The sequence below is a fragment of the Anaerocolumna jejuensis DSM 15929 genome (genome assembly GCF_900142215.1).
Classification (GTDB): Bacteria; Bacillota; Clostridia; order Lachnospirales; family Lachnospiraceae; genus Anaerocolumna; species Anaerocolumna jejuensis.
In genome coordinates this window covers 315,875-338,854 of the sequence record NZ_FRAC01000007.1, presented here as the reverse complement: position 1 = coordinate 338,854, position 22,980 = coordinate 315,875, and the positions used below count along the sequence as shown (strand labels likewise).

Below are 22,980 nucleotides of genomic sequence, written 5' to 3'. Positions count from 1 at the left end.
CTAAAATAATGTGTACTCTTTGTCGTATAGACCGACTAATTTATTTACAAACAGAATTGTTATAAAGCAGAGAACCGACTGATACAGGCCGACGGCTGCCGACATTCCAAAGTCATTACTGGTGATTAGAGCCCGGAAAGCCAGGGTATCAATTACGTCCGTGTATTTAAATAACAGGCCGTTGGTTCCGACCAGGTTATAGAACATATCAAAGTTTCCTTTAAAGATTCCTCCCACCGATAATAAAAGCAGAATAATTGTGGTAGGCATAATCATTGGTATTGTTACATTGAAAATTCGCTGGAAGACATTTGCTCCGTCAATTTTTGCCGCTTCATAAATAGAAGTATCAATGCCCATGATTGCCGCCAAATACATGACGGAGCCATACCCGATTCCTTTCCATGCACTAAAAAACAAAAGAATAAAGGGCCATACATGGGGTGTCGTATAAAAGGCTATCTTTCCTTTCCCAAAGTAGGCAAGAATCCGGTTAAAGAATCCGTAATCAGAGCTGAAAATGTTAAATGCCATAACACCTACGATAACCCATGAAATAAAGTAGGGCAGGAACATAAAGGACTGGGAAATCTTACGAAAGTGCTTGTTCTGAATTTCCGTAAGAAGGACTGCCACAGCAATCTGTAAAACGGTATTGAACGCAATAAATAAAGCGTTATATAATACCGTATTTCTGGTTACCAGTCCTGCCTGTCCTGACTGGAAGAAGAATTTAAAGTTCCTAAACCCATTCCACGGGCTTCCCCATATCCCGCCTGCATAGTTGTATTTCTTAAATGCCATTACAATTCCCGTCATTGGATAGTACGCAAAAATCAATGTATAAATCACTGCCGGAGCAAGCATAAGTAAAAATACCCTGTATTTGTAGAGTTTTTTTACAAATCCTCTCCATTCAACTTTTTTTGTTTTCATAAGCTCCTTGAACTCCTTTCGCGAATATCAAATCCATGATTCGGTATTCCTTAATCCGAAGTTGAAAAACACCTTTTGTTTTTTCAACCTAATCATCATGCGGCGCGCCTTAGCGCACACTGAAATCAAAAGCGGAAATTGTCTATTAATTTCCACTCTATGCCTTTCCCTGCTGCGCAACATATATGTTGCTCACATTTGTTATTTTATTTATAAATATATTATACTTTTACTTTTTTTTATTGTCTATTTACATAACATCTAATATTTTTTTGTTTATATTGTACGTTTTCTCCAATATTTTTATAAAAGTGCGCAACTTTTTTTTGTTTTCGTGTTGTTCAGTAGTGTCATAGGAATTTTACATGTAAAATAGTTTTACAGCATTAGGAGTCACACGGCAAATCATAAATGCAATTGAAAATGACAAATATGATCCCGCTCTGCTATTAGCCTTTAAGCTGTCAAATATACCGTAAACGAAGTGGACGAGCCTTTTATGCTTGACCCGACCGCACTAAAGTAAAAGCCTGCTTATGCATCATCATCCACAAAGCAGGCTTTACCCGGTATCTTATTTTATTTCTTCATTACATAGGCATATTCGGTGTCTGCCGCTATCCCATGAATCTCACAGGCTTTTCCATTGGTAAACACCGGCCACTTTTCCAGATAGCGCTTTGCACCCTCTCTTAGCTCTTCAATCTCAAGCTGCAGCTTCTGCGGAAAACCATAGCGTTTCAAACCAATCTCCCAGGTTTCTCCTGTATAGAACCAGTCATCCACCCATTCTCCATCAACATAAAGCTTTGCCGTATCTCCTCCGAAATCAACCTTTAAAAAGCAGTCATTCCCCCCCTCTGCATATTGAAGAGTAACTTCATAGACCTTTTTACCGTTCTCTTCTCTTACCAGCTTACAATCGGCGGAAGCAGCAGACCGCTGTGCCATACCCTCATATACAGCATAGCCGTCTTTCTCCCCCTTATATTCATAACCGGCAGGTGCTAAAGGCAATGCAGGATAAGTCTTTAAGGACCCTCCTTTACGGTTTAACAGCACATAACCGTCCTCTGATTCAATGACTTCTCCTTCCGTAATAACTAAGTATTCCTTATCCAGTGCTATCTTCCAGGCATTAAGTGCCTCTTCTCTGGTCAGAGTAAGCACCTTCGCACGTCCCGGCTCCTTTACCCAATCATAGGAAGGCTCCGTGTCCGTATAAAAGACATAGATTTCCTGCTCCCCGTTATGTAATAGGCACAGAGGCGTTGCCATGGCTGCCTTAAGCTCACCATCTCCCACCGGCATATAAAAAGGCAGGAAGAAAAAATCTCCGTTAAGAATATCTCTGGCAGGATACTGTAGGACTTCTCCCTCCGTCTCTGCCGTAAGAACAGTATTCAAATGCTCCTCCATAATGTACCTTCTCTGAAAATTATTTACAAACAAATAGCCGCTTTTACCCTTTCTTCGCACAGAAGTCCGCAGCTCTGTAAAGTTGGTCTGAAACAGGGGATTGCTCTCCGGAAGATAGGTTTCCATCTCACATAAAGCATTCCCGAAATCCTGAATAAACATGGCAATCAGCTTGATTTCCTTTAAGGTTCCTGACATCTGCCCGTACTCTCTTATAGGAGCTGAAAAATCATAACTGAAAACCGGTAGATCATTGGGATAACCGGTCTCTCTGGACTCATGAAGCGTGGTCAGCTTCCCCTTGGGATTGGTACCGCCGTGGTACATATAGTAGCCCAGCAGATTCACACCACTTCCAAGCTTTACCATGGTCATGGCTCCGATATCCTTTGGATGTGCCACAGGCCTTCTGTGATGGGTCACCTGTAATCCTCCACCCAGCTCCGCAGTTAAGAAGGGGAATTTTGACATATCATAGGTAATACCGACACCAAAGCCGTAATCACTGCCTATATTATGATCGTTACGCTCCGTGGTAAACACATAATTTCCACTCGGCTCAATCTCCGTAAGTCTCTGATCCCAGGGTGCTTCACAATAACCACCCATAACAGGAAGTAAGCCTCCGGTAACTGCTCCGCCCCAGCCTGTAGCCGTATAGTAGGGAACCACCAGCCCCACTTCCTTTGCCATGGCTGTCAGACGGCGCATATGCTCCTCACCTTCTTCCCCCTGAAGGCCGCCGCAGTGACCGTATTCATTCTCAATCTGCACCCCGATAACGGGGCCGTCCTCCTGATATAAAAGTCCTTTCATCTGCTCAGCAAGCTTTTTATAATACTTCTTTACAACGGCAAAATATTCTTCATTATTAGTCCTTACTTCAAAAGGTTTTTTAAGCAGCCAGTCAGGAAGACCTCCGTTTCTGGCTTCCCCGTGACACCAGGGTCCGATTCTTAAAAACATATTCATTCCGGTTTCCTTTACTGCCTCTACAAAGGCTCTCAGATCCCTCTGACCGGAGAAATCATATTCCCCTTCCACTTCTTCATGGTGTATCCAAAAAGCATAGGTCGACACCGTTTCCACACCGCCTGCCTTCATTTTGTAAAGAGATTCCTTCCAGTACTCTCTCGGATAGCGGCTGTAATGGAATTCTCCCATAATCGGGAACCATGGCCTGCCGTCTTTTGTCATGTACCTTGGAGTAAATCCATACTTGATCCTGTCCATTCTTTGTCCTCCTGCTGTCTGCACATATTCTATATAATTTGTTTTGAGCTAGGGCGTGTTTGAAAACTCATTGTGCCGTTACCTTTCCCTCACCATAATGCACTCTAAATTTCAATCCTTAAAGCTTCCGGTGCTCTGTCTCTTTATTGTGTCGAACGTCTTAAATGAATCTCATAATCCAAAATCTTCTTGTGTATATCTATATCACCGCCAAGCATTTCGATTAAGCGTTTCCCAGCAATACATCCAAGCTCCTTGACGTCCATCCCAACCGCCGTTACAGGTGGGTTATTGCTCTCTAAGTAGATGCTGTCATGAAAGGAGGCCACCTTAATATCCCCCGGCACATGAGCGCCTGCTTCTCTTAACAGTGAGAGTACTCTTGTACATATCACATCATCCGTACATATAATACATTCTGCCTGGTGCTTAAGGATGCTGTTGACCGCCTGTTCAATAGACACCTGACTGTCACAATCGGTAAATACCAGCTCTGTATCAATGGAAATCTGCCTGCTTCTTAAAGCATTAATATAGCCCTCACAGCGGGAGAGATTTACCATATGCCTCATGTCACCCGCAATCAGTGCTATTCTGCTCATCTTATCGGCAAGCAGCAAACTGACCAGCTTCTCACAGGCCTCCCTATGATTCGAATCAACCTGTACAATGGTGCTATCCTCACTGGAGCCGACCAGTACAAAGGGAATATCCTTCTGCTTTAGGTACTCCGTAGCCATATCATTCATAAAATCTCTGGTCAGTATGATTCCGTCAATATTATGATTTTCCACAATCCTCTTCAGCTGGCTGATATCGTTCTCTTTAACAGTGGTTACCAGAACATCATAATCCATAGCCGCTGCCGCCTCGCACACTCCCAGCAAACAGATCTGAAAGAAGGGGGTACTGCTTAAGTTCGTATCGGCCGGGAAAGCTACTCCTATGTTATAGGTTTTGGAAGTAGCCAGCCCCTTAGCAATTGCGCTGGGCCTGTAATTATATTTTTCAATACATTCCATGACTCTTCGCACTGTTTCTTTTCCAATTCTGCCCTTCCCTGAAATTGCACGGGATACTGTTGTTTTTGACACGCCCAGCTCGGCTGCTATATCGGCAATGGTCAATTTGCTTCCGGGCAAACTATTCTCATCCTTGTTTTGTACTGCCATTCGTCCCTCCATGCATTTGGTCAATCGGTTGTCCTTGTTTTATTATAGCATGAATTCAATTGTTTTCAACTGTGATATAATACATTGTTATTGTCTATATATTTGTGCATATTGTATAATTCATCTACTTTTTGCGCAATTTATATTGCGCGCCCATAATCCGCTCCATTTTTATACCCGTGCATATCACAAGCTTGCTTGTGATACTGCTATAATAAAAAGCCAGTTCATGTTCCTCTCTTGTTTTCTGTTGTAAAGTGGAGCTGGTGTCTGCTATAATAAGTTGTACTTAATTTTTCCAGTCGTTTTGCATCTGGAAGAAGAAAACCTAACATTCAATTGATAAAAACTAAATTTCAAATAATATAGAAAGAAGGGTATCAGTTATGCTAAAGGGTATTATATTTGACATGGACGGAGTTATCATTGACAGTGAACCTTCCCATGCGAAAGCTGCCGTAAATACATTAGAAGCACTTGGAGTCTTCATAACTCTTGACTATCCCTACCGATTTATCGGCTCAACAACTAAACACATGCTAAAAACTATGATAGAGGATTTTAACCTTTCTGCCAGCGAAGAATCTCTGAATGAATTGTATAATAAATCCTTAGCAGCGCTAATTCAGGAAGAAGGTTATACTCCAGTCCCTTATGTGGTTAATCTAATACAGCACTTATACCATAAAGGCTATTCACTTGCCATTGCTTCTTCCTCCACTCCCGAGGAAATTGCTGCTGTTACTGAGGCCTTGCAGATTTCCTCCTATTTTACCAGACTGGTAAGCGGAGCTACGGTCCAGCATCCTAAGCCTGCACCGGATGTATTCTTAAAAGCAGTCTCCGAGCTGAACTTAAATACCGGGGAATGTATCATCCTGGAGGATTCCTCCAATGGAGTAAAGGCTGCCTGTGCAGCAGGTATTCCTGCTGTAGGTTTAATTAATCCCAACTCCGGTAATCAGGATTTAAGCCAGGCTGCCATTCTTATTGAAGGCTTCGAAGAAATCGATGCTGCCTTCTTTGAGAAAGTTTATAACAGATATCATAATTTTCCAGTTATCATAACAGAAACTGACCGGCTTATTATAAAAGAAATTGCAGTGGAAGACATCCCTGCCTTAATGGATCTTTATAAAAATCCTGAAATAAATTTTTATCTTCCGGAAATTCAAAAAGCTTCTCTGGACTTAACGGAAACAGCCATCGAAAAGCATAGGGCTTATATTAAGAATATGTATCATTTTTACGACTTTGGACTTTGGGGGATATATTTAAAAGAAACCGGTGAACTCATTGGGCAATGCGGTATTGAACCCCATCAACAGGATAAAGAAGACATCCTGGAGCTTGGCTATCTGATTGCCCCTAACTACCAGCACTTTGGTTATGCTACGGAAGCTGTTACTGCCGCGCTTCAATATTCCTTTAATTGCCTTGCCGTAAACAAAATCACGGCTCTTATAGCTCCGGAAAATAAAACCTCTCTGCATATTGCTGAAAAAACAGGGTTTAAATTAGAAGGAAGTACAAGTAAAGCCGGAGTTGCTTATGAAAAATACAGTATCTTAAGGCATAGCTGAGCTGTAATATAATTCACAAAATAAATAGGGCTGCCACATGACAGTCCCATTTATTGAAAATTAAATCGTCTATTATACCTTATTTCTGCTGCAATTATTTAACGGTTCTGGTTTTGGTATTATCTAATGCATTTTCAACATCACCAACAGCATTATTAACACCATTCTTTACATCATTTCCAATGGTGTTATTAGTACCTCTGGTAGTACCTGTGGTACCAGTTCCATTCGTAGTTCCATTTGTTACACCATTAGTAGTTCTGTTTGTGGTTCCGTTTGTTACACCATTGGTAGTTCTGTTTGTGGTTCCATTTAAAGTACCATTAGTAGTACCGTTTGTGGTTCCATTGGTAGTTCCGTTTGTTACACCATTGGTGGTACCATTAGTAGTTCCATTTGTGGTTCCATTAGTAGTGGTTCCATTAGTAGTTCCGTTGGTGGTTCCATTGTCATAAGTCCCGTTGGTTTTTCCGGTTGTACCAGTATTGTTATAATCCGTACCAGTCTTGTACTTATCATTCGTCGTGGCAGAATTATTTCTATCTGTAGTGGCGCATCCGGTGAATGTTAATAATGTGAGACAGCATATTGAGCATAACAGGCATAAACTTTTTTTCATGATATTCCTCCTATAAAATGATTTAATTTTACTCGTTTAGTATCTCTCATTACATTGATATTATTCCTGCCCCGGTAATTTAAACTCTGGCATGTTACTGCGGAAACGAAGCGGAAGATTATTTCTTTGAAGTCCTTTGTTTTCACGTTCTTTAATGGATACGGAGGAGAAAAAAGCTTTCCACATGCTGTCGATGCTTTCTTCTTTTTCCGTAATTTTTTTAATTTTTTCCAGGTTTAAGATTTCACCGCCTGTAAAAAACCACCTTTCGGCTTTCTGATGAATGATTGCAGTATTTCTATTCTCATCATAAATCACAAAATTTTCCTGATTCAACCTGTCGCTGAAATGAGGCGCCAGTAATCTGATAATATCATTTTTAGGCTTTATTCTGCCAACCAGGATTCCATCCTCCATCTCCTGAAAGCGTAAAAACCCCTTGTAATGATGAGCTTCATTGGATACGTTCCTGTTCAATTCAAAAATCCGCATGACATCTTTGTTATAAAGACAGTCAACCACACCTTTTCCCATTGAAAATCCAATAATCAAAAAACGGTAAATATCATCTCCCCTTGAAAGTTCGCAGGAACAGGATGCACCGCAGATAAGCTCATAGGCTTCTTCCGATATCTTTCCGTAGACAGCTCTTACCACCTTTGAAATCTTCTCATCGGAATTTCTGATATAGAGATATTCTGTGAACAATTCCATATTTCCCTGATCCTCTCCGGTAAGAATGCGGATTTCATTATTGGCATGTCCATTTCTATCACTCCAGGCATCATAAACAGCACTGAATATGCCTTCCAGGCTGTCTTCGCAAAAGTAAACTCTCTTCATCATAGGAAGCTCCTCATCTGCGGATTGGCTGCAGTAAAATTCATATCGTCAAACAGTGATAATTGCTTATAGGCATTGGAAGCCTCCATATCAAAGGGAAGCTTTTCCTTTACCTTTAAAAGCATACTGGTAATATAATTTTCCTCAATTCTTACCGGATACATCATTCTGCCGTTACAGGTAATAAAATAAATGGCACGCTTTAATACCACTCCCATTTTCTTTAAATCTTCAAAGGTCAGGGTCGCCGTCTTTCTGGCCTTCACAATTCGCTGTGCCGATTTAACGCCAATTCCCGGAACCCGGAGTATGGTATAATAATCCGCTTTATTGATTTCTACTGGAAATTGTTCCAGGTGTCCGATAGCCCAATTGCATTTGGGGTCCATTAACACGTTGAAATTCGGCCTGTTCTCTGATAATAATTCCGTGGCTCTAAAACCATAAAACCGCAAAAGCCAGTCTGCCTGATATAGGCGGTGCTCTCTTAAAAGGGGCGGTCCCTGATTTACGGCTGGTAAAGAACTGTCTTCATTAATGCTGATATAGGCAGAGTAAAATACTCTTTTTAGATCAAACTTCTGGTACAAGGCTTCTGCCACCGATATGATCTGGTAATCACTCTCCGGTGTTGCTCCAATAATCATCTGGGTACTCTGCCCTGCCGGTACAAAGCCTCTGTTGATGCTTGGCGGCTTAATGATTCCAAAGGGTGCCTTTATGCCATCTGCTGCCATAATCTCTTGCAGATCCTGAATCATTGGTGATGCAGACGGCATTCCTCCCGCCATCCTTGTATTACGGGCTGTCTGTCCCGGCAGTATCAGTTTATTCTCATAAGAGGAATATGGCTTAGCCTCTCCACTGCTGCCAAAGTCCGTTAATCCTGTTAGTTCTGGCTTTGTAATCTGAAGCTCCCCGAATCCCTCTTCTTCCATAAGAGGAATACGGCTAAAGGAAGGCTTTCCTTTATTCTCCAATCTCCCTATCTGAATCTGCTTCATAGGCCTCAGGATATTCTTCCGGGTTTTATTAGGGGCAAGCTTTCGAAGGCTGTCCGCCGTAGGCAGCTCTAAATTCACACTCATTCTGTCCGCATACCAGCCTGTCATCTCAACAATAACAGGGTCCGCTCCCGGAACGGCTTTGCAATGAATGTATCCGTTGAAATGATACTCCTCCCGAAGCATCCTTAGGGTTCTAAGCATCAATTCCATTGTAAAATCCGGACTCTTAAGCACACCTGAGCTTAAAAACAGTCCTTCAATGTAATTCCTTCGATAGAATTCTATGGTCAGGCTGCAGATTTCCTCCGGAGTAAAGGTGGCTCTCAGTACATCGTTGGAAGCCCTGTTCATGCAGTATTTACAATCAAAAATACATTCATTGGTAAGCAATATCTTAAGCAGTGATATGCACCTTCCGTCAGCTGAAAAGGTATGACATATCCCACAGGCAATCGAATTACCGATTCCTGTTCCGTTTCCCGTTCTGTCCACACCGCTGGAGGTGCAGGCCACATCATATTTTGCAGCATCCGAAAGCACCTCAAGCTTTTTTTGTACTGTCATATCTTCCTGAATAACTATACTCATGCCATCCTCCTGCAAACATTTGTTTGTATCAGTGTAGCACATTTCTTATAATAATTCAAGATTTTTTCGAACAAACGTTCACATTATATTCTTTCGGTTCTGCTCTTATTGATTACCAGAGAAACGCTGAAATATGCACCTGCAATTAAGATATTTACTCCCAGCATATACAGTATCTTATGCATGCCAGTCCAGGCAAAACTGTTTAAAAGGCCTATTTGATTATTTATGTTTTTAAACCAGTAAACAGGTGTAAATTCTGCAATATTTACCAGGCTTTCCTTTCCCGCCCGGACCAAATCTCCGTTAATAAATCCCATTGCAGCTGTAAAAAATATAATTAAGACAATATTTATCCCATGCTTGAATGCCAAGGCTGACACGATGGAGCACAGGCCTAAGATACAGAGGGAATAAACAAAAAAATTCATAAAATAAAAAAAGGTATTCCAGCTTACCCCAATTTCGGGCTTTAATAAAAACATCAGAATAAAAATGATGCAATTGCAGGCCAAAACAAAGAAAAAATTAGATAGCAGCAGCCGAAAGTTATTCCTGGCTGCTGAAATAGGAGCAATTTCATGTTTCTTACGAATTCCGCTTACTCCAAAATAACTGCTTATCCTCCCTATGGCAAAGAAACACAGCAGCACCAGCGCATAGGATGCTTTCAAAAAGAAGCTTTCCATAAAAAGAGTATTCTGGTATTTTCTATCCGCCTGCTCCTGATTTACCTTTACCTGCCCCTGCATATCAGAATCCAGCCTTTTTATAAGCTCTTTCGTGGTAATATTCCTGTTCTCATCAAGGTAAGCCTGTGCTGCACCAAGATACCCGTCGACCATATATTTTAAAGGCAAGGCCTCATTCTTTCCGGTATCCGCCATACTAATGACAGGATTATGCCCCGCCATAAATTCTTTTTGATAGTATTGGGGAATATCCAGAATAAAATCATATTGAATGTTGGACAAATAATCCAAATAAGCATCGGAAGAATCGGATACCACCAGCTTGCAGTACCTTCCCAGGTACTTTAAAAAGCTGCTGCTGAGCTCGCTTCCCATATCCCTGTTAATAATAAGCACCTCCGCCTTCCTCTCAGACAAAGCTCTGCTTCCGGATTCTTTATATGCTGAATATTTCACTGATAAAGCCAGTAAAATCAGTAACAGGATTGGTATTATGATGGAATTTTTTAATAGCTTTCTATATACGGTAGCCATTGTTTTCTATCCTTTCCGCTTTTCCTTATTCTTCCTGGCTTCTGTACCGGAAAAGCAGTCCCAGGCCAACTGCCAGAGTATAGACTGTCAACAGCAATCCATCCTTCAGGAACACAAAAAGCCCATCCTGCAAAGCGATGCAGTAAAGCATTTCCGTAATAAGAGCAGGAGGATTTACAAGCTTTAGCAATGGAAATGTCTGAAGGATGAAGTAACGGGGAGCTGCTGGTATAAAAAAGGCTGCCAGAAGCATAGTAGCCAATACAGCATTCAGCAATATATCCTTCACCTTTAAATTAATCCTCTTAAAGGCTCCAAAAAGCGCCCCTGTCAGGATGCCGCTAAGTGACCCTAACGCAGCAGTCGCAAGATACAATTCCATTCTCAGCTGCAGGGAGATTCCTGTGACTTTTAACATAATAAAAGAAAAAGCCAGTATACAGGCAGTCTGTAATACATAAACACAAGCCAGATGAAGCAGCAGGATTTTCCAACCTGGGGCTGGGATAAAACGAAGCTTTTTTCCAATACTGGAATATTCCGGCATCAGCTCCTTCATTTCCTCAAAGCTCCATCTGGCTCCCAGAATACAAAGCAATGCGGTTATATAAATAAAAGCCAGGTTTTTCTTATCCGGTAAAACGATAGGCTCTGTCATATCAATAATTAATTTATTATTCTTTTGTGCTTCATAACCATATTTACCTTCTGCTGCTTTAGCTCCGCCTGAACTGCCTTCTGCACTGCCTTTTTTACTCCCCATTCTCTGCATTTCACTGTCCAGATATCCCTTAATTATTGTCTGTTTACGCCCCATGTCGTTAATGAAAAGCTCCGTCTCACTGCCGGTGACGATATATGCATCTATTTTCTCTTCCTGTAGTAAAGTCCGCATTTTTTCTCTGGTGCCATATACTATATGAAACTCCTTTGCATCAAGAAAGGAAAAGGGAAGCTCTTCCTGCTCTTCCATCACAATTCCAAGTTCTATGCTCCCGGCTTCCTTCCCGGAAGGCAGGGCAGCCATGGTAAAGTTGATGATTCCCATCACTAAAAGGGGCAAAACAAGTGAAAAGATAAGAATTTTCTTTCTTTTGCACAAGAGCTTTATTCTGTTTAAAATAATCTCTCTATAATTCATATCCTTCATTCTTAATCCTTTAACTCCTTACCCGTTATCTCTAAGTAAACATCATCCAGAGTAGGCATCTCTGTAATAATCCTGCCAAAGGGAATTTTCTGCTCCTGCAAGTAATCCAGCAATGTCATCAGATTATTCCTTCCCTTTTTAGCTCTCATAATCAGGGACTGGTTATTATACTCCGCGCCCGATACATTGGGAAGCTGCGAGATATCCTTAAGCTGATTTTCTGAAAGGGAATATACTTCTACCGTTATCTTTTCTCCAAGCGAAATCATATCCTTTAATTCTTCTTTTGTTCCCTGCGCAATAACCTTTCCCTTGTCCAGCATCGTGATTTCCGTACAGAGCTGTTCAATCTCATCGATTTCCTGGGAAAAATATAAAATGGTAGTTCCCCGGTTCTTTAACTCCATTATGGAGTCCATTATTTTCTTTTTGCTGTGAGGGTCGGTATCCTCTATAGGTTCATCCAGTATCAGAAGCTTTGGCTTATGCACAATACCGCAGGCAAAATTAAGCCTTCTTAAGAGGCCGGGACTTAATTTCTTGGGATAAAGTCTGATAAAATCCTCCAAACCAAGAAATTCTATGGTTTCTTTGGTATACTCTTTCACCTTTTGCTTATCTCCCAGATAAAGACTGCAAAAATAGGATATATTTTCATATAAGGTCAGCTCTTCAAAAACGGCTTCTTCCTCTAACACCACACCAATATCCCTCTTTAACTCATAGGAATCCCTCTCCATTTTCTTTCCCCATAAAAGAATGGAACCTTTATCATACTTCTTAAGCCCTAATATACAATCCGTCAGCGTGGTCTTACCGGAACCAGCCGGGCCTAATATACCGTGGATTTGTCCCTCTTTTACCATCAAATTCAGGTAATCCAGAGCTATAATCTTATCATACCTTTTTACCAGATTCTTAATTTCTATCACCATGAGAATACCCTGCCCTACTAAGTCTTTTTTTCATTATACTGAAAGTAACTTCCCTTCGCAATATGAATTGCTTTTTATTACTGCTTTTGTTATGATATAGAAAAAATCATGCTTACGCGGAAGGAGGAAATACAGCTTGCAATTTATTACCGATAAGATGATTCTTTGGGCAGCCTGTTTACTTTTATATCTTATTTCCTACCCCGCTGTTTATTCACCGGTACACATACTGCTGTTCATCATATTGACCTGCCTGTGCACCTATACGGAAAACCACCGTATCAAATTGGCACTGTTTCTGTTGGCATTAGGACTTTGCCAGTTCTGGCCTCCCTGTCTTTTGCTTATGCCCCTTGTATATTATGATGTTGTATATGAGATATATGGAAACTTCGTTTTTTTGCTGCTTATTCCTTTGTTTATGAATTTTACAGATTACAGCGTTAAGGCTTTGGCCTCCCTTCTTCTGTTATTCATACTCACCACCTTCATGAAGCACAAATCCTTTCAGTATTTAAAAATGAAGCGGGAATACAACGAGCAGCGGGATACCTCAAAAGAATTATCCCTATTACAGGAGGAGAGGAATCAGAGCCTGCTAGAAAATCAGGATTATGAAATAAATGTTGCCACCTTAAACGAAAGGAACCGTATCTCCAAGGAAATCCATGATAATATCGGCCACATCCTCTCCCGTGCCCTGTTACAAATAGGTGCCCTGCTTATGATTACCAAGGATGAAACGGAAAAAGAAGGATTAACTTCCCTAAAGACCTCCCTGTCACAGGGAATGGACAGTATCCGCTTAAGCATCCACAATATGTACGATGAATCCATTGATTTGTTCACCTCCATAGAAACCCTGACGAAGGATTTTACCTTTTGCACGGTGAATTTTGATTATGATGTCCGAAATACACCGGATGTCAAACTAAAATATGCCTTCATAGCCATTACAAAGGAAGCACTTTCCAATGTCATGAAGCATTCCGATGCCACAAAGGTTCAGATAAGCCTCAGGGAACACCCTGCCATGTACCAGCTGATCATATCCGACAATGGACATATCACGGAGGAAAAACGGATTAAGCTGAAGGCTCTGGATAACAGCCAGAATTACTTTGATGGAATGGGCGTTCAGAATATGCTGGACAGGGTAAGGGGATTTCAGGGAATTATGAACCTGTCTGCCGATAACGGCTTTAAAATTTTTATCAGTATACCAAAGTCGGTCACACCGGAAGCTCCGAATATAAAATAAATTAAATAAAAAGACATAGAAAGAGGTATCTATGAAAGTTCTTATCATCGATGACGACAAACTTGTGTGCTCCTCCTTAAAAATCATACTTTCTTCCGACGCGGAGGTCAATGTCTGCGGAAGCGGCAACAGCGGCGAAGATGCTATAAAGCTCTTCGATGAAACTTCACCGGATATTCTTCTGATGGATATCCGTATGGAGCCCATGTCCGGCCTTGTGGCCGGCGAAAATATACTAAACCAGCATCCGGAAGCAAAGATTCTTTATCTTACTACCTTTCTGGATGATGACTATATCATCAAGGCTCTTAATATCGGAGCAAAAGGATATATGCTAAAACAGGATTTTGAAAGTATCCTTCCTGCCCTGTATGCAGTTCACAAAGGACAGAATGTCTATGGAAATGAAATCATAACAAAGCTGCCCAGCTTATTGCAGCAGCCTGGCAACAGACTGGACTATGAAAACTATGGAATAACCGATAAGGAATACGAAATCATATGTAAAATAGCAGACGGCTTGTCAAACAAAGAAATTGCGGAATTGCTGTTCTTAAGTGAAGGTACCGTAAGAAATTATATCAGTCTGATTCTTGAAAAGCTCTCTTTGCGGGACCGTACACAGATTGCGATTTTTTATTATAAGAATTCCTGATATTAAAAGAGGTTCTATAATAAATATTTGGGTGTGTAAATAACATACTCCCAACTATTTGACACAGAGCCTTAAAAGAAGCCTCGAATCTTTCTGGTATTACTGCTAAGTAATATCTCATTTGAAAGATTTGAGGCTTCTTTTATTATTTATAAATAGTGAAATTATTCAATCTAATTCCATCCATATCGCAAGCCCACTTGCGATACTGTTAAACAGATTAAATTGCATTTATCAATCTAATCCATACTGCTAATTAGAAGAAAAGCCAGGCAATTAATGCAAACAGCCCTAATATCAGAATAGCTACCGGCATAAATATTAGGATGGCTGAAAGGAATAATGCAGTCATATCATGCCTTTCCAGCTCCATGCCCTTCTTCCTTTTCTTTCTTGGTCTGCCTTCCTGCATTTCTGCCAGAGGTTCCTCCGTGGCATTTTCACTTCCAATAATATCTTCTTCATCTTCCGGTGAAGATGGTGTTAAATCCTTTTCCTTCTGTAGCTCTATTTCATTCTGCTCTTTCAGCCAGTTCATAGCCCTGTCATTTTTCTTTTGAAAAAACACCATTTCACCTTCCTTTCGGTTTAAAGATTAATCTTATGGTGGCATGCCACAAAGTGATCCGGCCTTACTTCTTCAAAATCAGGAACCACTTTCTTGCAGATGTCGGTTGCATAGCGGCAGCGGGTATGGAATTTGCAGCCTGAAGGGGGATTTATGGGACTTGGTATGTCTCCTTCCAGAATAATTGCTTCCTTCTTATTATCTACATCCGTTGTAGGAATAGCCGATAACAGCGCTTCCGTATAAGGATGGGTGGGATGGGCAAAAAGCTCTTCTGTTGCTGCAAGCTCTACAATGTTTCCAAGATACATAACACCTACTCTGTCACTGATATATTTAATAACACTCAAATCATGGGATATAAAAAGGTAGGTTAAGTTCTCCTGTTCCTTTAAGTCCAATAAAAGATTGATAATCTGTGACTGAATGGAAACATCCAGCGCAGATACCGCCTCGTCACACACTACAAATTTCGGTTTCAGTGCCAGTGAACGGGCAATTCCGATACGCTGACGCTGGCCTCCTGAAAACTGGTGGGGATAGCGGTGGATGAAATAAGGTGCAAGACCGCATTTTTCCATAACTTCCATAACATAATTCTGAAGCTTATCATCATTTTTATCAAAATACTTATGAGCCAGCAGGCCCTCTGAGATAATTTGCCCTACTGTCATTCTGGGATTTAAGGAGGAGTAAGGGTCCTGGAAGATTAATTGCAGGTCTTTACGGAGCTTACGGCTTTCCTCTTCACTTAACCTGGCCAGATTAATTCCTTTATCCCTGTATACCTCATACTTTGCAAAATCCGGATTGCCCTCATATTTCTTCATGAGCTTATAAATTTCTGAGCGGATTTCTTCCAGTTCTCTTTCTTTTATCTTAATGATTTCTTCCTGCTTTTTTATCTGCTGTAAAGCATTTTGTGTTGCATCATCAATCTGATTAGCTGTTTTTCCTTTTTCTTTTAAGGAAGAACGCTGTCCTTCATATACAACACGGGCATTATTCAGTTTTTCCTTTAATCTGCTGCATTCAACTCCTGCCTTGTATTCCTTTACCAGAATATCGGATACGGGATCCAGGTCATCTGCCACAAAGAAACCGCCGATTAACTGTACAATATCCAAAAAGCTGTCTCTGGCATGCTTTTCTGTTTCCAGAAGGTGTGCTCTGAGTGCATACTTTTCATCACCGTCAGGCAAGGCATCATATTGCTTTTTGACACTGTCCGCTTTTTCTTTCAGATTAAAGTATTCTTTTTTTCTTTCTGCAAGGGACTTCAGAATATCCAGCACATAAGCAGGTGCTATCTCATCCACATCTCTTCCATAGTACATGGTTCTTCCGTCTGTCTGGGTATAAAGCTGCAGCAGTGTACGGCCAAGGGTGGATTTTCCGCAGCCGCTCTCTCCAACCAATCCAAGGGTCTCTCCCTCATAGATGTCAAGGGTTATATCATCATTAGCCCGTACAAAGAGCTTTTCTTTCTGAACGAAGCTCTTCTTTATGGGAAAATATTGTTTTAAATTCTGAACACGTATTAATACTTTTCTGTCCTTATTTGCCATTTGCCCTCACTCCTTTCTCCGGATAAAAACAACGAATAGGATGACCTTTTTCCACTTCTGCTAAAGGGGGCTCCTCGTTACGGCATTTATCCGTTGCATATTTGCATCTGGGGGCAAATTTACAGCCCTTGGGCAAATCCAGGGGATGAGGTACCGATCCCGGAATTGCCTCCAAGCGGACTCCGGCAGGTGTATCAAGCCTGGGAATGGAATACATAAGTCCCTCCGTATAAGGATGGGAGTAGTTGTTTTCTTTGCCAAAGATAACTTTGGCAGGAGCCATCTCCACCACCTGTCCGCAGTACATAACAGCCACATCATCTGCCATTTCATTGATAACTCCAAGATCATGGGTGATGAACAGGATGGAAGTTCCGTTTTCCTTCTTTAAAGCATTCATAAGCTTTAGTATCTGAGCCTGAATGGTAACATCAAGGGCTGTGGTAGGCTCATCGGCAATCAGAAGCTTAGGCTTGCAGGCAAGTGCCATGGCAATCATAACACGCTGCCTCATACCGCCGGATAACTGGTGGGGATATTGCTTTGCCACAGCCTCCGGATTGGGTATATTAACCTGTTTTAGCATTTCCACCACTTTTTTAGCCGCTGCTTTTTTATTCATGCGCTGATGGATGATAAAAGGTTCGGAAACCTGTCTCTCTACGGTAAATACCGGATTCAGGGAGGTCATTGGTTCCTGAAAGATAACAGAGATATCATTTCCTCTTATTTTGCTCATATCCTTAACGGAAACATCGGCAAGATCCTTTCCGTCAAAGATTACTTCCCCGCTGTCAATATAACCGTTACCGTCCAACAGCTTTATAATACTCATGGCAGATACGCTCTTACCGCTTCCGCTCTCTCCAACAACACCAAGAGTCTTTCCTGCTTCAACCTTGTAAGAAACACCATTGACTGCCTTTATTATTCCCTTTTTTGTAGTAAAGAATGTGTGTAGGTCTCTTAATTCCAGTAATGCCATTGTATTTCCTCCTAACGTTCCTGAGATTTCGGATCGATTGCATCACGCAGTCCATCACCGGTCAGATTTATGCAGATTACACAGATACCAAGTACAATGGACGTAAATACCCATCTCCACCAGTAATTCTGTATAACAATACTGTTATTGCTGTTATAAAGCATGTTGCCCCATGTTGGCTGAGGAGCTGGAACACCGAATCCCAAATAGGACAGAGTTGCTTCTGTTAACATACAGGTTGCAAAATCAAGTGTTGCAGTAACGATAATGACCGAAATAACATTTGGCAATATATGTTTAAATACAATGGAAAGTTGCTTTACACCAACTGCTTTGGCTGCCGTTACAAATTCCTTCTCACGTTCGGAAAGCACCTGGGCACGAACCAGACGGGAAAGACTTGGCCATTGCAATAATCCCAATATAATCATCATTAAATAGATACGCTGATTGGAAGAAAGGGAATTACCCAGCAAAGCCGAAAGAATCATGGCAAAGGGAAGGAAGGGAAGTCCTGATACAATTTCAACCACACGCTGTAGGATAATATCAACTTTTCCGCCGAAAAATCCTGAGACACCTCCGATAATTACACCGATAATCGTTGAAATTACAACTGCAATTGCTCCGATGGTCATGGACATCTTACCGCCGTTGATCAGTCGATTCAAAATATCTCTTCCCAAATCGTCGGAGCCTAAGATATAGCCCTTAAGGCCCCAGGTCAGAATCTTTCCGGTGTCCGTTATCGCATAGTTCTGATAATAGCCCGTATATACTTTGACAATCTTACTGCTGTTTACCGAAGCAGGTACCTGGGTCTGTTTAAAATTGTCAAAGCCCCATGCTACCACTTTTCCATCTTCCGTAATTCCGGTATAATGATATCTGCCGTTGCTGAGTCCCACAACCTTACTTTTGAATTCAGGTATTTTACCTTCTCCTCTTTCGGAAAGGTTGCCCCATACGAATACTTTGCCGTCACTGTTTACGGCTGCCATGGTAGAAGCAGTTGCCGCTATATCAACAACCTTCCCCATATTCTCAGGCACACGGGTATACCCATTGGTCTGTTTTCCAAGATATACTGCCTTGCCATCCTTTGTAAGGCCCAATACAGCATCCGAGGTTACCGCGACCTTAACAATCTGTCCCTGGTAATCATGTGTATTCTTATAATCATTATTTGAATCATTGCCAAAGAAATAGGTATGTCCATCAGCGGTTAATACAATTGAACATTGATAGCCGGCAATAACATCCACAATATTGGTAAGCTGCTGGACCTTATCCGGGATGTCACACTGCTTTTGCCTGTCACTTCCCCAGGCAAAGACCTTGCCCTCTTCATTTAAGGCCAGAATATGGTCAAAGCCCGCTGATACACGTTTGATTTTACCCATATCGGAAGGAACATATTTTAAGTTCAGTACATTTGTAACCTTTGTCTTTCCCCACATATACAGCTGTCCGCTATCTGAAACAGCAATGGTATAGGTAGGTCCTACAGAAATATCCGCAGCCTTTCCCTCTAAGGAGGAAGGCACCTTCATTAAATCCAATCCCGGTGCCACATTCTGCTGACTGGTTTCCGTATAGGATAAATCCAGCTTCATAAAGAAGGGTCCGATTATAACTACGGCAAATATCAGCAGGAATAAAATCAAGCCTGTCATTGACAGCTTGTTACTGGTGAAATTTTTAATAATGGTCTTTACAGGTCCCTGCATCTGTTCCTCTTCCAAGACAGATAACTTCTTCTTCCCGGCACCAAAGGTATTTATAAGAAGAAGGCTAAAAAAACTTTTTTTCTTTTTGGGAGTATTCTTATTTTCCATCACTTTGCCTCCTTCTAACGGTTAACCCGGACACGGGGATCTACAAAACCATAGCTTAAGTCTATAATTAAGTTACCAACTAATGCGACTACCATGTAAAACATCTGTACCGCAAGTGCAACATTATAATCCTGATTCATAAGTGCATCCATATAGAACTTACCCATACCGTTTAAGTTGAACATCTGCTCAATAACAAGAGAACCTGCAAATATATTAATGAACCAGCCAATAATTAAGGTGATTACCGGAAGAAGAGCATTTCTCCAGGCATGGGAATAGATAACAACTTTTTCTTTTAATCCTTTTGCTCTGGCAGTCCTGATATAATCCATACGAAGTGATTCAATCATAGCTGCGCGGACATATCTGGTCATACCGCCGAGGGAACCAATAGTCATAACAATTAAAGGTAATGCAAGATAATGCATCCTATCCAGAAAGAAGGCTATGCCAGTGCCGTGAAAATTAGGTGAATTCATACCGCTGACGGGGAACCACCCCAACGTTACTGCAAATATAAAAATACTGACTAGCGTAATAATAAATATTGGCAAGCTATATCCCACAATGGTTAATACCTGTACCACATTGTCCATAACCGAATTGCGCTTCACAGCACAAATAATCCCAAGGGGAATTGATATACCAAGTGCTAAAATGGTAGCAAAGATATTGATGAATATGGTATTGCCCATAGGCGCTTTAATAAGGTCGGCAACCGGCTTTTTATGCCTCGTTGACATACCCAGATCACCCTTTAATATACCACCGATCCACTTTCCGTATTTTACAATAATCGGATCATCAAGACCCATCTGTTTTCTTAACTGCTGATACCTCTGCTGATACTGCTCCGCCGACAGGGTAGCCTTAGCGGGTTCCAATTCAGCTCTCGCTGGATCTCCTGGTATCAAGTTATATAAAAAGAACATAACAAGAGACATGATTAAGAATACAAACACCATGTAAAGCACTCTCTTACCAATATACTTTAACATCCTTATTCCTCCTACAATAATTAACTGACTTGTCTTACAATTGCTTCTACAATGCTGATTATCAGAACATTTCCTATCAAGAATAAATAGGCTTCTTCACTGCGTTTAGCATGCAATGTCCGCCTCTAAGCACAGTGAAGAATCCTATTCTCACAGAAAGACTTTACTTGTTTAAATCAATAAACAGTTTTTAATCATGAGAAATAGGGTATTTAACATACCCTATTTCGTCAATCATTCAATATTTAAACTTATTTTTATTGTTCTTCTACATTAGCATATAAAAGTGCATATCTCATATCCCAGATACCATTCGGATTATAGTTCTTTAACTTAGCGTTATAGAAATCATGATAATTATTGGAATACAGAGGCAGATCAGGAAGTAACTTATTCCATCTTTCAATGAAGGAAACAAAATTCTTCTCAAATCCAGCTTTATCAGAAGGTTCAACTAAAAGCATATCCTGTGAAAGCTTTGCAAGCTCATCATCCTTGATATAATTAGAATTTGTACCCGCTTTAAACTGTTCAGGATCAGTTGTATAGGTTGAAGCCATGTCATAAACAGGTGTAAAGCCGGTTGCCAGGTTGAACATATGGTAGGTAGGCACTCCATACTTCTTATCAGTTGAGCCATCTCTGTATATATAGTTCAGTAATTCAGGGAATGTCATTACTGTCTGGTTAATCTTAATACCGGCAGCAGCAACATCGGGATTCTGCTGTAATTTAACTACAAGTAATTCTGATACAGGGTTCTGCTCGGAAGAAGCCCATTCAATTGTAAGAGGCATTAACTTTCCGTCGTCTAATTTCTTGTAACGGATACCGGAAGAATAAGGCTTGCCGTTCTTGTCATATACCCAGCCGCCGTCTTCCAGTAATTTGACTGCATCATCAAGGCTGTAAGGATAAGAGTCTAATTTTCCATCAAGTTCATCCTTTGTATCCTGGTACATCCACATTGCAGGTCCATAAGGTCCGTTTACAGCTGAACCAAAACCACCTGTGTAGGATTTGGCGAAATCATTACGGTCTAACAGATGGGCAATTGCCTGACGTACTTCAACGAACTGTGTAGGTCCGAAATCGCAGGAAAACTGTAATTTACCATATCCGTTACGGTCATAAGCAGTATAAGCAAATCCACCCTTATCTACTAAATCAAGACCGGCATTAATTTCATCTCCTGTTGTCATTTGTGCCAATAAGTCTACAGAACCTGTTCTTAACTCATCCATTGCAGTTTCAGAAACAACCTTTTTATAAACAATTGTCTTAATATGAGCAGTCTGACCCTGGTAATCTCCTACAAACTTAGGATTTACTTCAATAACTGCTTCTTTGGTAGAAGTATCAAATTTTACTGCATTGTAAGGTCCGCAGGTAATAGCAGGCACCTTGGTTCTGGCAGCATTGATCTTCTTTTCATAGTTTGCCTTTGTAAAGTTGTCGGACAGATATGCACCCTTGCCATCATCTGCAATGGTTACAGCATCATCTGTGAAAAATGATAATTTAACAGGCTGAAGGCTTGCAAAATATAATTCATAGAAGGAAGGCAGATATTGTTTATCAATGGTAACTGAAAAGCTGTCATCACTAATTAAGTTAACGCCTGTAAACACCTTGGATTTTCCGGTGGAATAATCCTGATAGCCTTTTAAATATTTAGCAACCTGCGTAGTATCGGCTCCCATATCACCAACTAATTTAGAGGACCATAAAAGTGCTGATGCAACGTAATCCTTTGCTGTTATAGGAGAACCATCATTCCAGACAAGGTCTTTTTTAATTGTCCAGGTATAGGTCTTTGAACCGTCAGAATTATCTGTAACTTTTTTATCTGTCACAACTGTATTGTTTACGGTAAACTCACCGGTAGATGTAACATCAACAGTAGGATAAGCATTTGTTAATGTATAGATAACATTGTCGGCTGCATTATTTTGAAAGAAAGGAATAAATTCACCGCTGATTTCTGTTGTGTCTCCGATAACAATCTGTCCGGAAGGTTCACTGGATGTTTCTGTGGGAGTTGCTGTGGCTGTTGTGTCATCTTTATCAGCAGGCGCTGTAGTTGGCTCTGTTGATATTCCCGTGTCATTTTTTCCTTTGCAGCCTGCAAGGGAAAATACCATGACCAGGGTCAGCAATAATGCTAACACTCTTTTTTGCATAAAATTTCCTCCTTAATATTTGCTTGATAATCTCCCTATATCCTATTTGTCTTGCGGCTGTATTATGTACATTTTCAATTTAAGCTATTAAAGCATTAAATTGTTAAAACGTTATACAAAAAAAGCCTTTCTTCACTCCTAAGGAATGATTCAGAAAAGCAACATCGCAAACAAATTTTTATAGGTCTATATCACTACGACTTTAGTCGT

18 protein-coding genes and 1 pseudogene are annotated in these 22,980 nt (G+C 40.8%); 4 read left to right on the top strand and 15 right to left on the bottom strand.

Annotated features, from left to right (window positions below):
• On the bottom strand, positions 1-936 hold the full coding sequence (locus BUB77_RS04980) for an ABC transporter permease (protein ID WP_073273502.1): 936 nt from the start codon (positions 934-936) through the stop codon (positions 1-3).
• 395 nt (positions 937-1,331) lie between these two features.
• Between BUB77_RS04980 and BUB77_RS30970 the strand changes: the two are divergent.
• Positions 1,332-1,415, top strand: a pseudogene (locus BUB77_RS30970) (transcriptional regulator); the annotation flags it as partial.
• Between the two features lie 100 nt (positions 1,416-1,515).
• On the opposite strand, the gene BUB77_RS04970 reads toward BUB77_RS30970, so the two are convergent.
• Together BUB77_RS04970 and BUB77_RS04965 are read right to left on the bottom strand one after the other, a co-directional pair.
• The gene (locus tag BUB77_RS04970; protein WP_073273500.1) at positions 1,516-3,588 is read right to left on the bottom strand and encodes a beta-galactosidase; all 2,073 of its coding nucleotides are present in this window, start codon (positions 3,586-3,588) and stop codon (positions 1,516-1,518) included.
• Between the two features lie 143 nt (positions 3,589-3,731).
• The gene (locus BUB77_RS04965; RefSeq protein WP_073273499.1) at positions 3,732-4,760 is read right to left on the bottom strand and encodes a LacI family DNA-binding transcriptional regulator; all 1,029 of its coding nucleotides are present in this window, start codon (positions 4,758-4,760) and stop codon (positions 3,732-3,734) included.
• 386 nt (positions 4,761-5,146) lie between these two features.
• Between BUB77_RS04965 and BUB77_RS04960 the strand changes: the two genes are divergently transcribed.
• Positions 5,147-6,343, top strand: a complete 1,197-nt coding sequence (locus BUB77_RS04960; RefSeq protein ID WP_073273498.1) for a GNAT family N-acetyltransferase — start codon at positions 5,147-5,149, stop codon at positions 6,341-6,343.
• A gap of 94 nt (positions 6,344-6,437) precedes the next feature.
• Here the strand turns inward: BUB77_RS04960 and BUB77_RS04955 are convergent, their stop codons facing one another.
• From BUB77_RS04955 to BUB77_RS04930, 6 genes are all read right to left on the bottom strand, one after another.
• Positions 6,438-6,962, bottom strand: coding sequence for a hypothetical protein (locus BUB77_RS04955; protein ID WP_073273497.1), 525 nt, complete (start codon positions 6,960-6,962; stop codon positions 6,438-6,440).
• Positions 6,963-7,022: 60 nt separating this feature from the next.
• Positions 7,023-7,808: a TIGR03915 family putative DNA repair protein gene (locus tag BUB77_RS04950; RefSeq protein ID WP_084123924.1), complete on the bottom strand. Its 786-nt coding sequence runs from the start codon at positions 7,806-7,808 to the stop codon at positions 7,023-7,025.
• A complete protein-coding gene (locus tag BUB77_RS04945) occupies positions 7,805-9,394 on the bottom strand; it encodes a putative DNA modification/repair radical SAM protein (RefSeq protein WP_073273925.1) in 1,590 nt (529 codons plus the stop codon). The genes BUB77_RS04950 and BUB77_RS04945 overlap by 4 nt, the downstream gene beginning before the upstream one ends.
• Before the next feature lie 89 nt (positions 9,395-9,483).
• A complete protein-coding gene (locus BUB77_RS04940; protein ID WP_073273495.1) occupies positions 9,484-10,626 on the bottom strand; it encodes an ABC transporter permease in 1,143 nt (380 codons plus the stop codon).
• 25 nt (positions 10,627-10,651) lie between these two features.
• Positions 10,652-11,776 (bottom strand): ABC transporter permease, encoded by a 1,125-nt coding sequence (locus BUB77_RS04935; protein ID WP_073273493.1) that lies wholly within the window; start codon positions 11,774-11,776, stop codon positions 10,652-10,654.
• Positions 11,777-11,778: 2 nt separating this feature from the next.
• A complete protein-coding gene (locus tag BUB77_RS04930; protein WP_170866583.1) occupies positions 11,779-12,711 on the bottom strand; it encodes an ABC transporter ATP-binding protein in 933 nt (310 codons plus the stop codon).
• A 136-nt stretch (positions 12,712-12,847) separates the two neighbouring features.
• On the opposite strand from BUB77_RS04930, the gene BUB77_RS04925 reads away from it, so the two are divergent.
• A complete protein-coding gene (locus BUB77_RS04925; RefSeq protein ID WP_242962375.1) occupies positions 12,848-13,972 on the top strand; it encodes a sensor histidine kinase in 1,125 nt (374 codons plus the stop codon).
• Positions 13,973-14,003: 31 nt separating this feature from the next.
• The gene (locus BUB77_RS04920) at positions 14,004-14,627 is read left to right on the top strand and encodes a response regulator transcription factor (protein ID WP_073273491.1); all 624 of its coding nucleotides are present in this window, start codon (positions 14,004-14,006) and stop codon (positions 14,625-14,627) included.
• A 256-nt stretch (positions 14,628-14,883) separates the two neighbouring features.
• Here BUB77_RS04920 and BUB77_RS04915 read toward each other — a convergent pair whose 3' ends face one another.
• From BUB77_RS04915 to BUB77_RS04890, 6 genes are all read right to left on the bottom strand, one after another.
• Positions 14,884-15,198 (bottom strand): hypothetical protein, encoded by a 315-nt coding sequence (locus tag BUB77_RS04915; RefSeq protein WP_073273489.1) that lies wholly within the window; start codon positions 15,196-15,198, stop codon positions 14,884-14,886.
• 17 nt (positions 15,199-15,215) lie between these two features.
• Positions 15,216-16,763: an oligopeptide/dipeptide ABC transporter ATP-binding protein gene (locus tag BUB77_RS04910; protein ID WP_073273487.1), complete on the bottom strand. Its 1,548-nt coding sequence runs from the start codon at positions 16,761-16,763 to the stop codon at positions 15,216-15,218.
• Positions 16,753-17,748 carry an ABC transporter ATP-binding protein gene (locus tag BUB77_RS04905; RefSeq protein ID WP_073273485.1) on the bottom strand — a complete coding sequence of 332 codons (996 nt, stop codon included), beginning with the start codon at positions 17,746-17,748 and terminating at the stop codon, positions 16,753-16,755. Before BUB77_RS04905 ends, BUB77_RS04910 begins: the two co-directional genes overlap by 11 nt.
• 11 nt (positions 17,749-17,759) lie before the next feature.
• Entirely contained in the window at positions 17,760-19,586 is a 1,827-nt protein-coding gene (locus BUB77_RS04900; RefSeq protein WP_073273483.1) for an ABC transporter permease subunit, read from the bottom strand.
• Positions 19,587-19,600: 14 nt separating this feature from the next.
• Positions 19,601-20,587: an ABC transporter permease gene (locus tag BUB77_RS04895; RefSeq protein WP_073273481.1), complete on the bottom strand. Its 987-nt coding sequence runs from the start codon at positions 20,585-20,587 to the stop codon at positions 19,601-19,603.
• Between the two features lie 257 nt (positions 20,588-20,844).
• Entirely contained in the window at positions 20,845-22,770 is a 1,926-nt protein-coding gene (locus BUB77_RS04890; protein ID WP_073273479.1) for an ABC transporter substrate-binding protein, read from the bottom strand.
• Positions 22,771-22,980: the final 210 nt, after the last annotated feature.

Coding starts and splice junctions, on each gene's coding strand:
- BUB77_RS04980 (WP_073273502.1), bottom strand. CDS start 936: ATGAAAACAAAAAAAGTTGAATGGAGAGGATTTGTAAAAAAACTCTAC.
- BUB77_RS04970 (WP_073273500.1), bottom strand. CDS start 3,588: ATGGACAGGATCAAGTATGGATTTACTCCAAGGTACATGACAAAAGAC.
- BUB77_RS04965 (WP_073273499.1), bottom strand. CDS start 4,760: ATGGCAGTACAAAACAAGGATGAGAATAGTTTGCCCGGAAGCAAATTG.
- BUB77_RS04960 (WP_073273498.1), top strand. CDS start 5,147: ATGCTAAAGGGTATTATATTTGACATGGACGGAGTTATCATTGACAGT.
- BUB77_RS04955 (WP_073273497.1), bottom strand. CDS start 6,962: ATGAAAAAAAGTTTATGCCTGTTATGCTCAATATGCTGTCTCACATTA.
- BUB77_RS04950 (WP_084123924.1), bottom strand. CDS start 7,808: ATGATGAAGAGAGTTTACTTTTGCGAAGACAGCCTGGAAGGCATATTC.
- BUB77_RS04940 (WP_073273495.1), bottom strand. CDS start 10,626: ATGGCTACCGTATATAGAAAGCTATTAAAAAATTCCATCATAATACCA.
- BUB77_RS04935 (WP_073273493.1), bottom strand. CDS start 11,776: ATGAAGGATATGAATTATAGAGAGATTATTTTAAACAGAATAAAGCTC.
- BUB77_RS04930 (WP_170866583.1), bottom strand. CDS start 12,711: ATGGTGATAGAAATTAAGAATCTGGTAAAAAGGTATGATAAGATTATA.
- BUB77_RS04920 (WP_073273491.1), top strand. CDS start 14,004: ATGAAAGTTCTTATCATCGATGACGACAAACTTGTGTGCTCCTCCTTA.
- BUB77_RS04915 (WP_073273489.1), bottom strand. CDS start 15,198: ATGGTGTTTTTTCAAAAGAAAAATGACAGGGCTATGAACTGGCTGAAA.
- BUB77_RS04910 (WP_073273487.1), bottom strand. CDS start 16,763: ATGGCAAATAAGGACAGAAAAGTATTAATACGTGTTCAGAATTTAAAA.
- BUB77_RS04905 (WP_073273485.1), bottom strand. CDS start 17,748: ATGGCATTACTGGAATTAAGAGACCTACACACATTCTTTACTACAAAA.
- BUB77_RS04900 (WP_073273483.1), bottom strand. CDS start 19,586: ATGGAAAATAAGAATACTCCCAAAAAGAAAAAAAGTTTTTTTAGCCTT.
- BUB77_RS04895 (WP_073273481.1), bottom strand. CDS start 20,587: ATGTTAAAGTATATTGGTAAGAGAGTGCTTTACATGGTGTTTGTATTC.
- BUB77_RS04890 (WP_073273479.1), bottom strand. CDS start 22,770: ATGCAAAAAAGAGTGTTAGCATTATTGCTGACCCTGGTCATGGTATTT.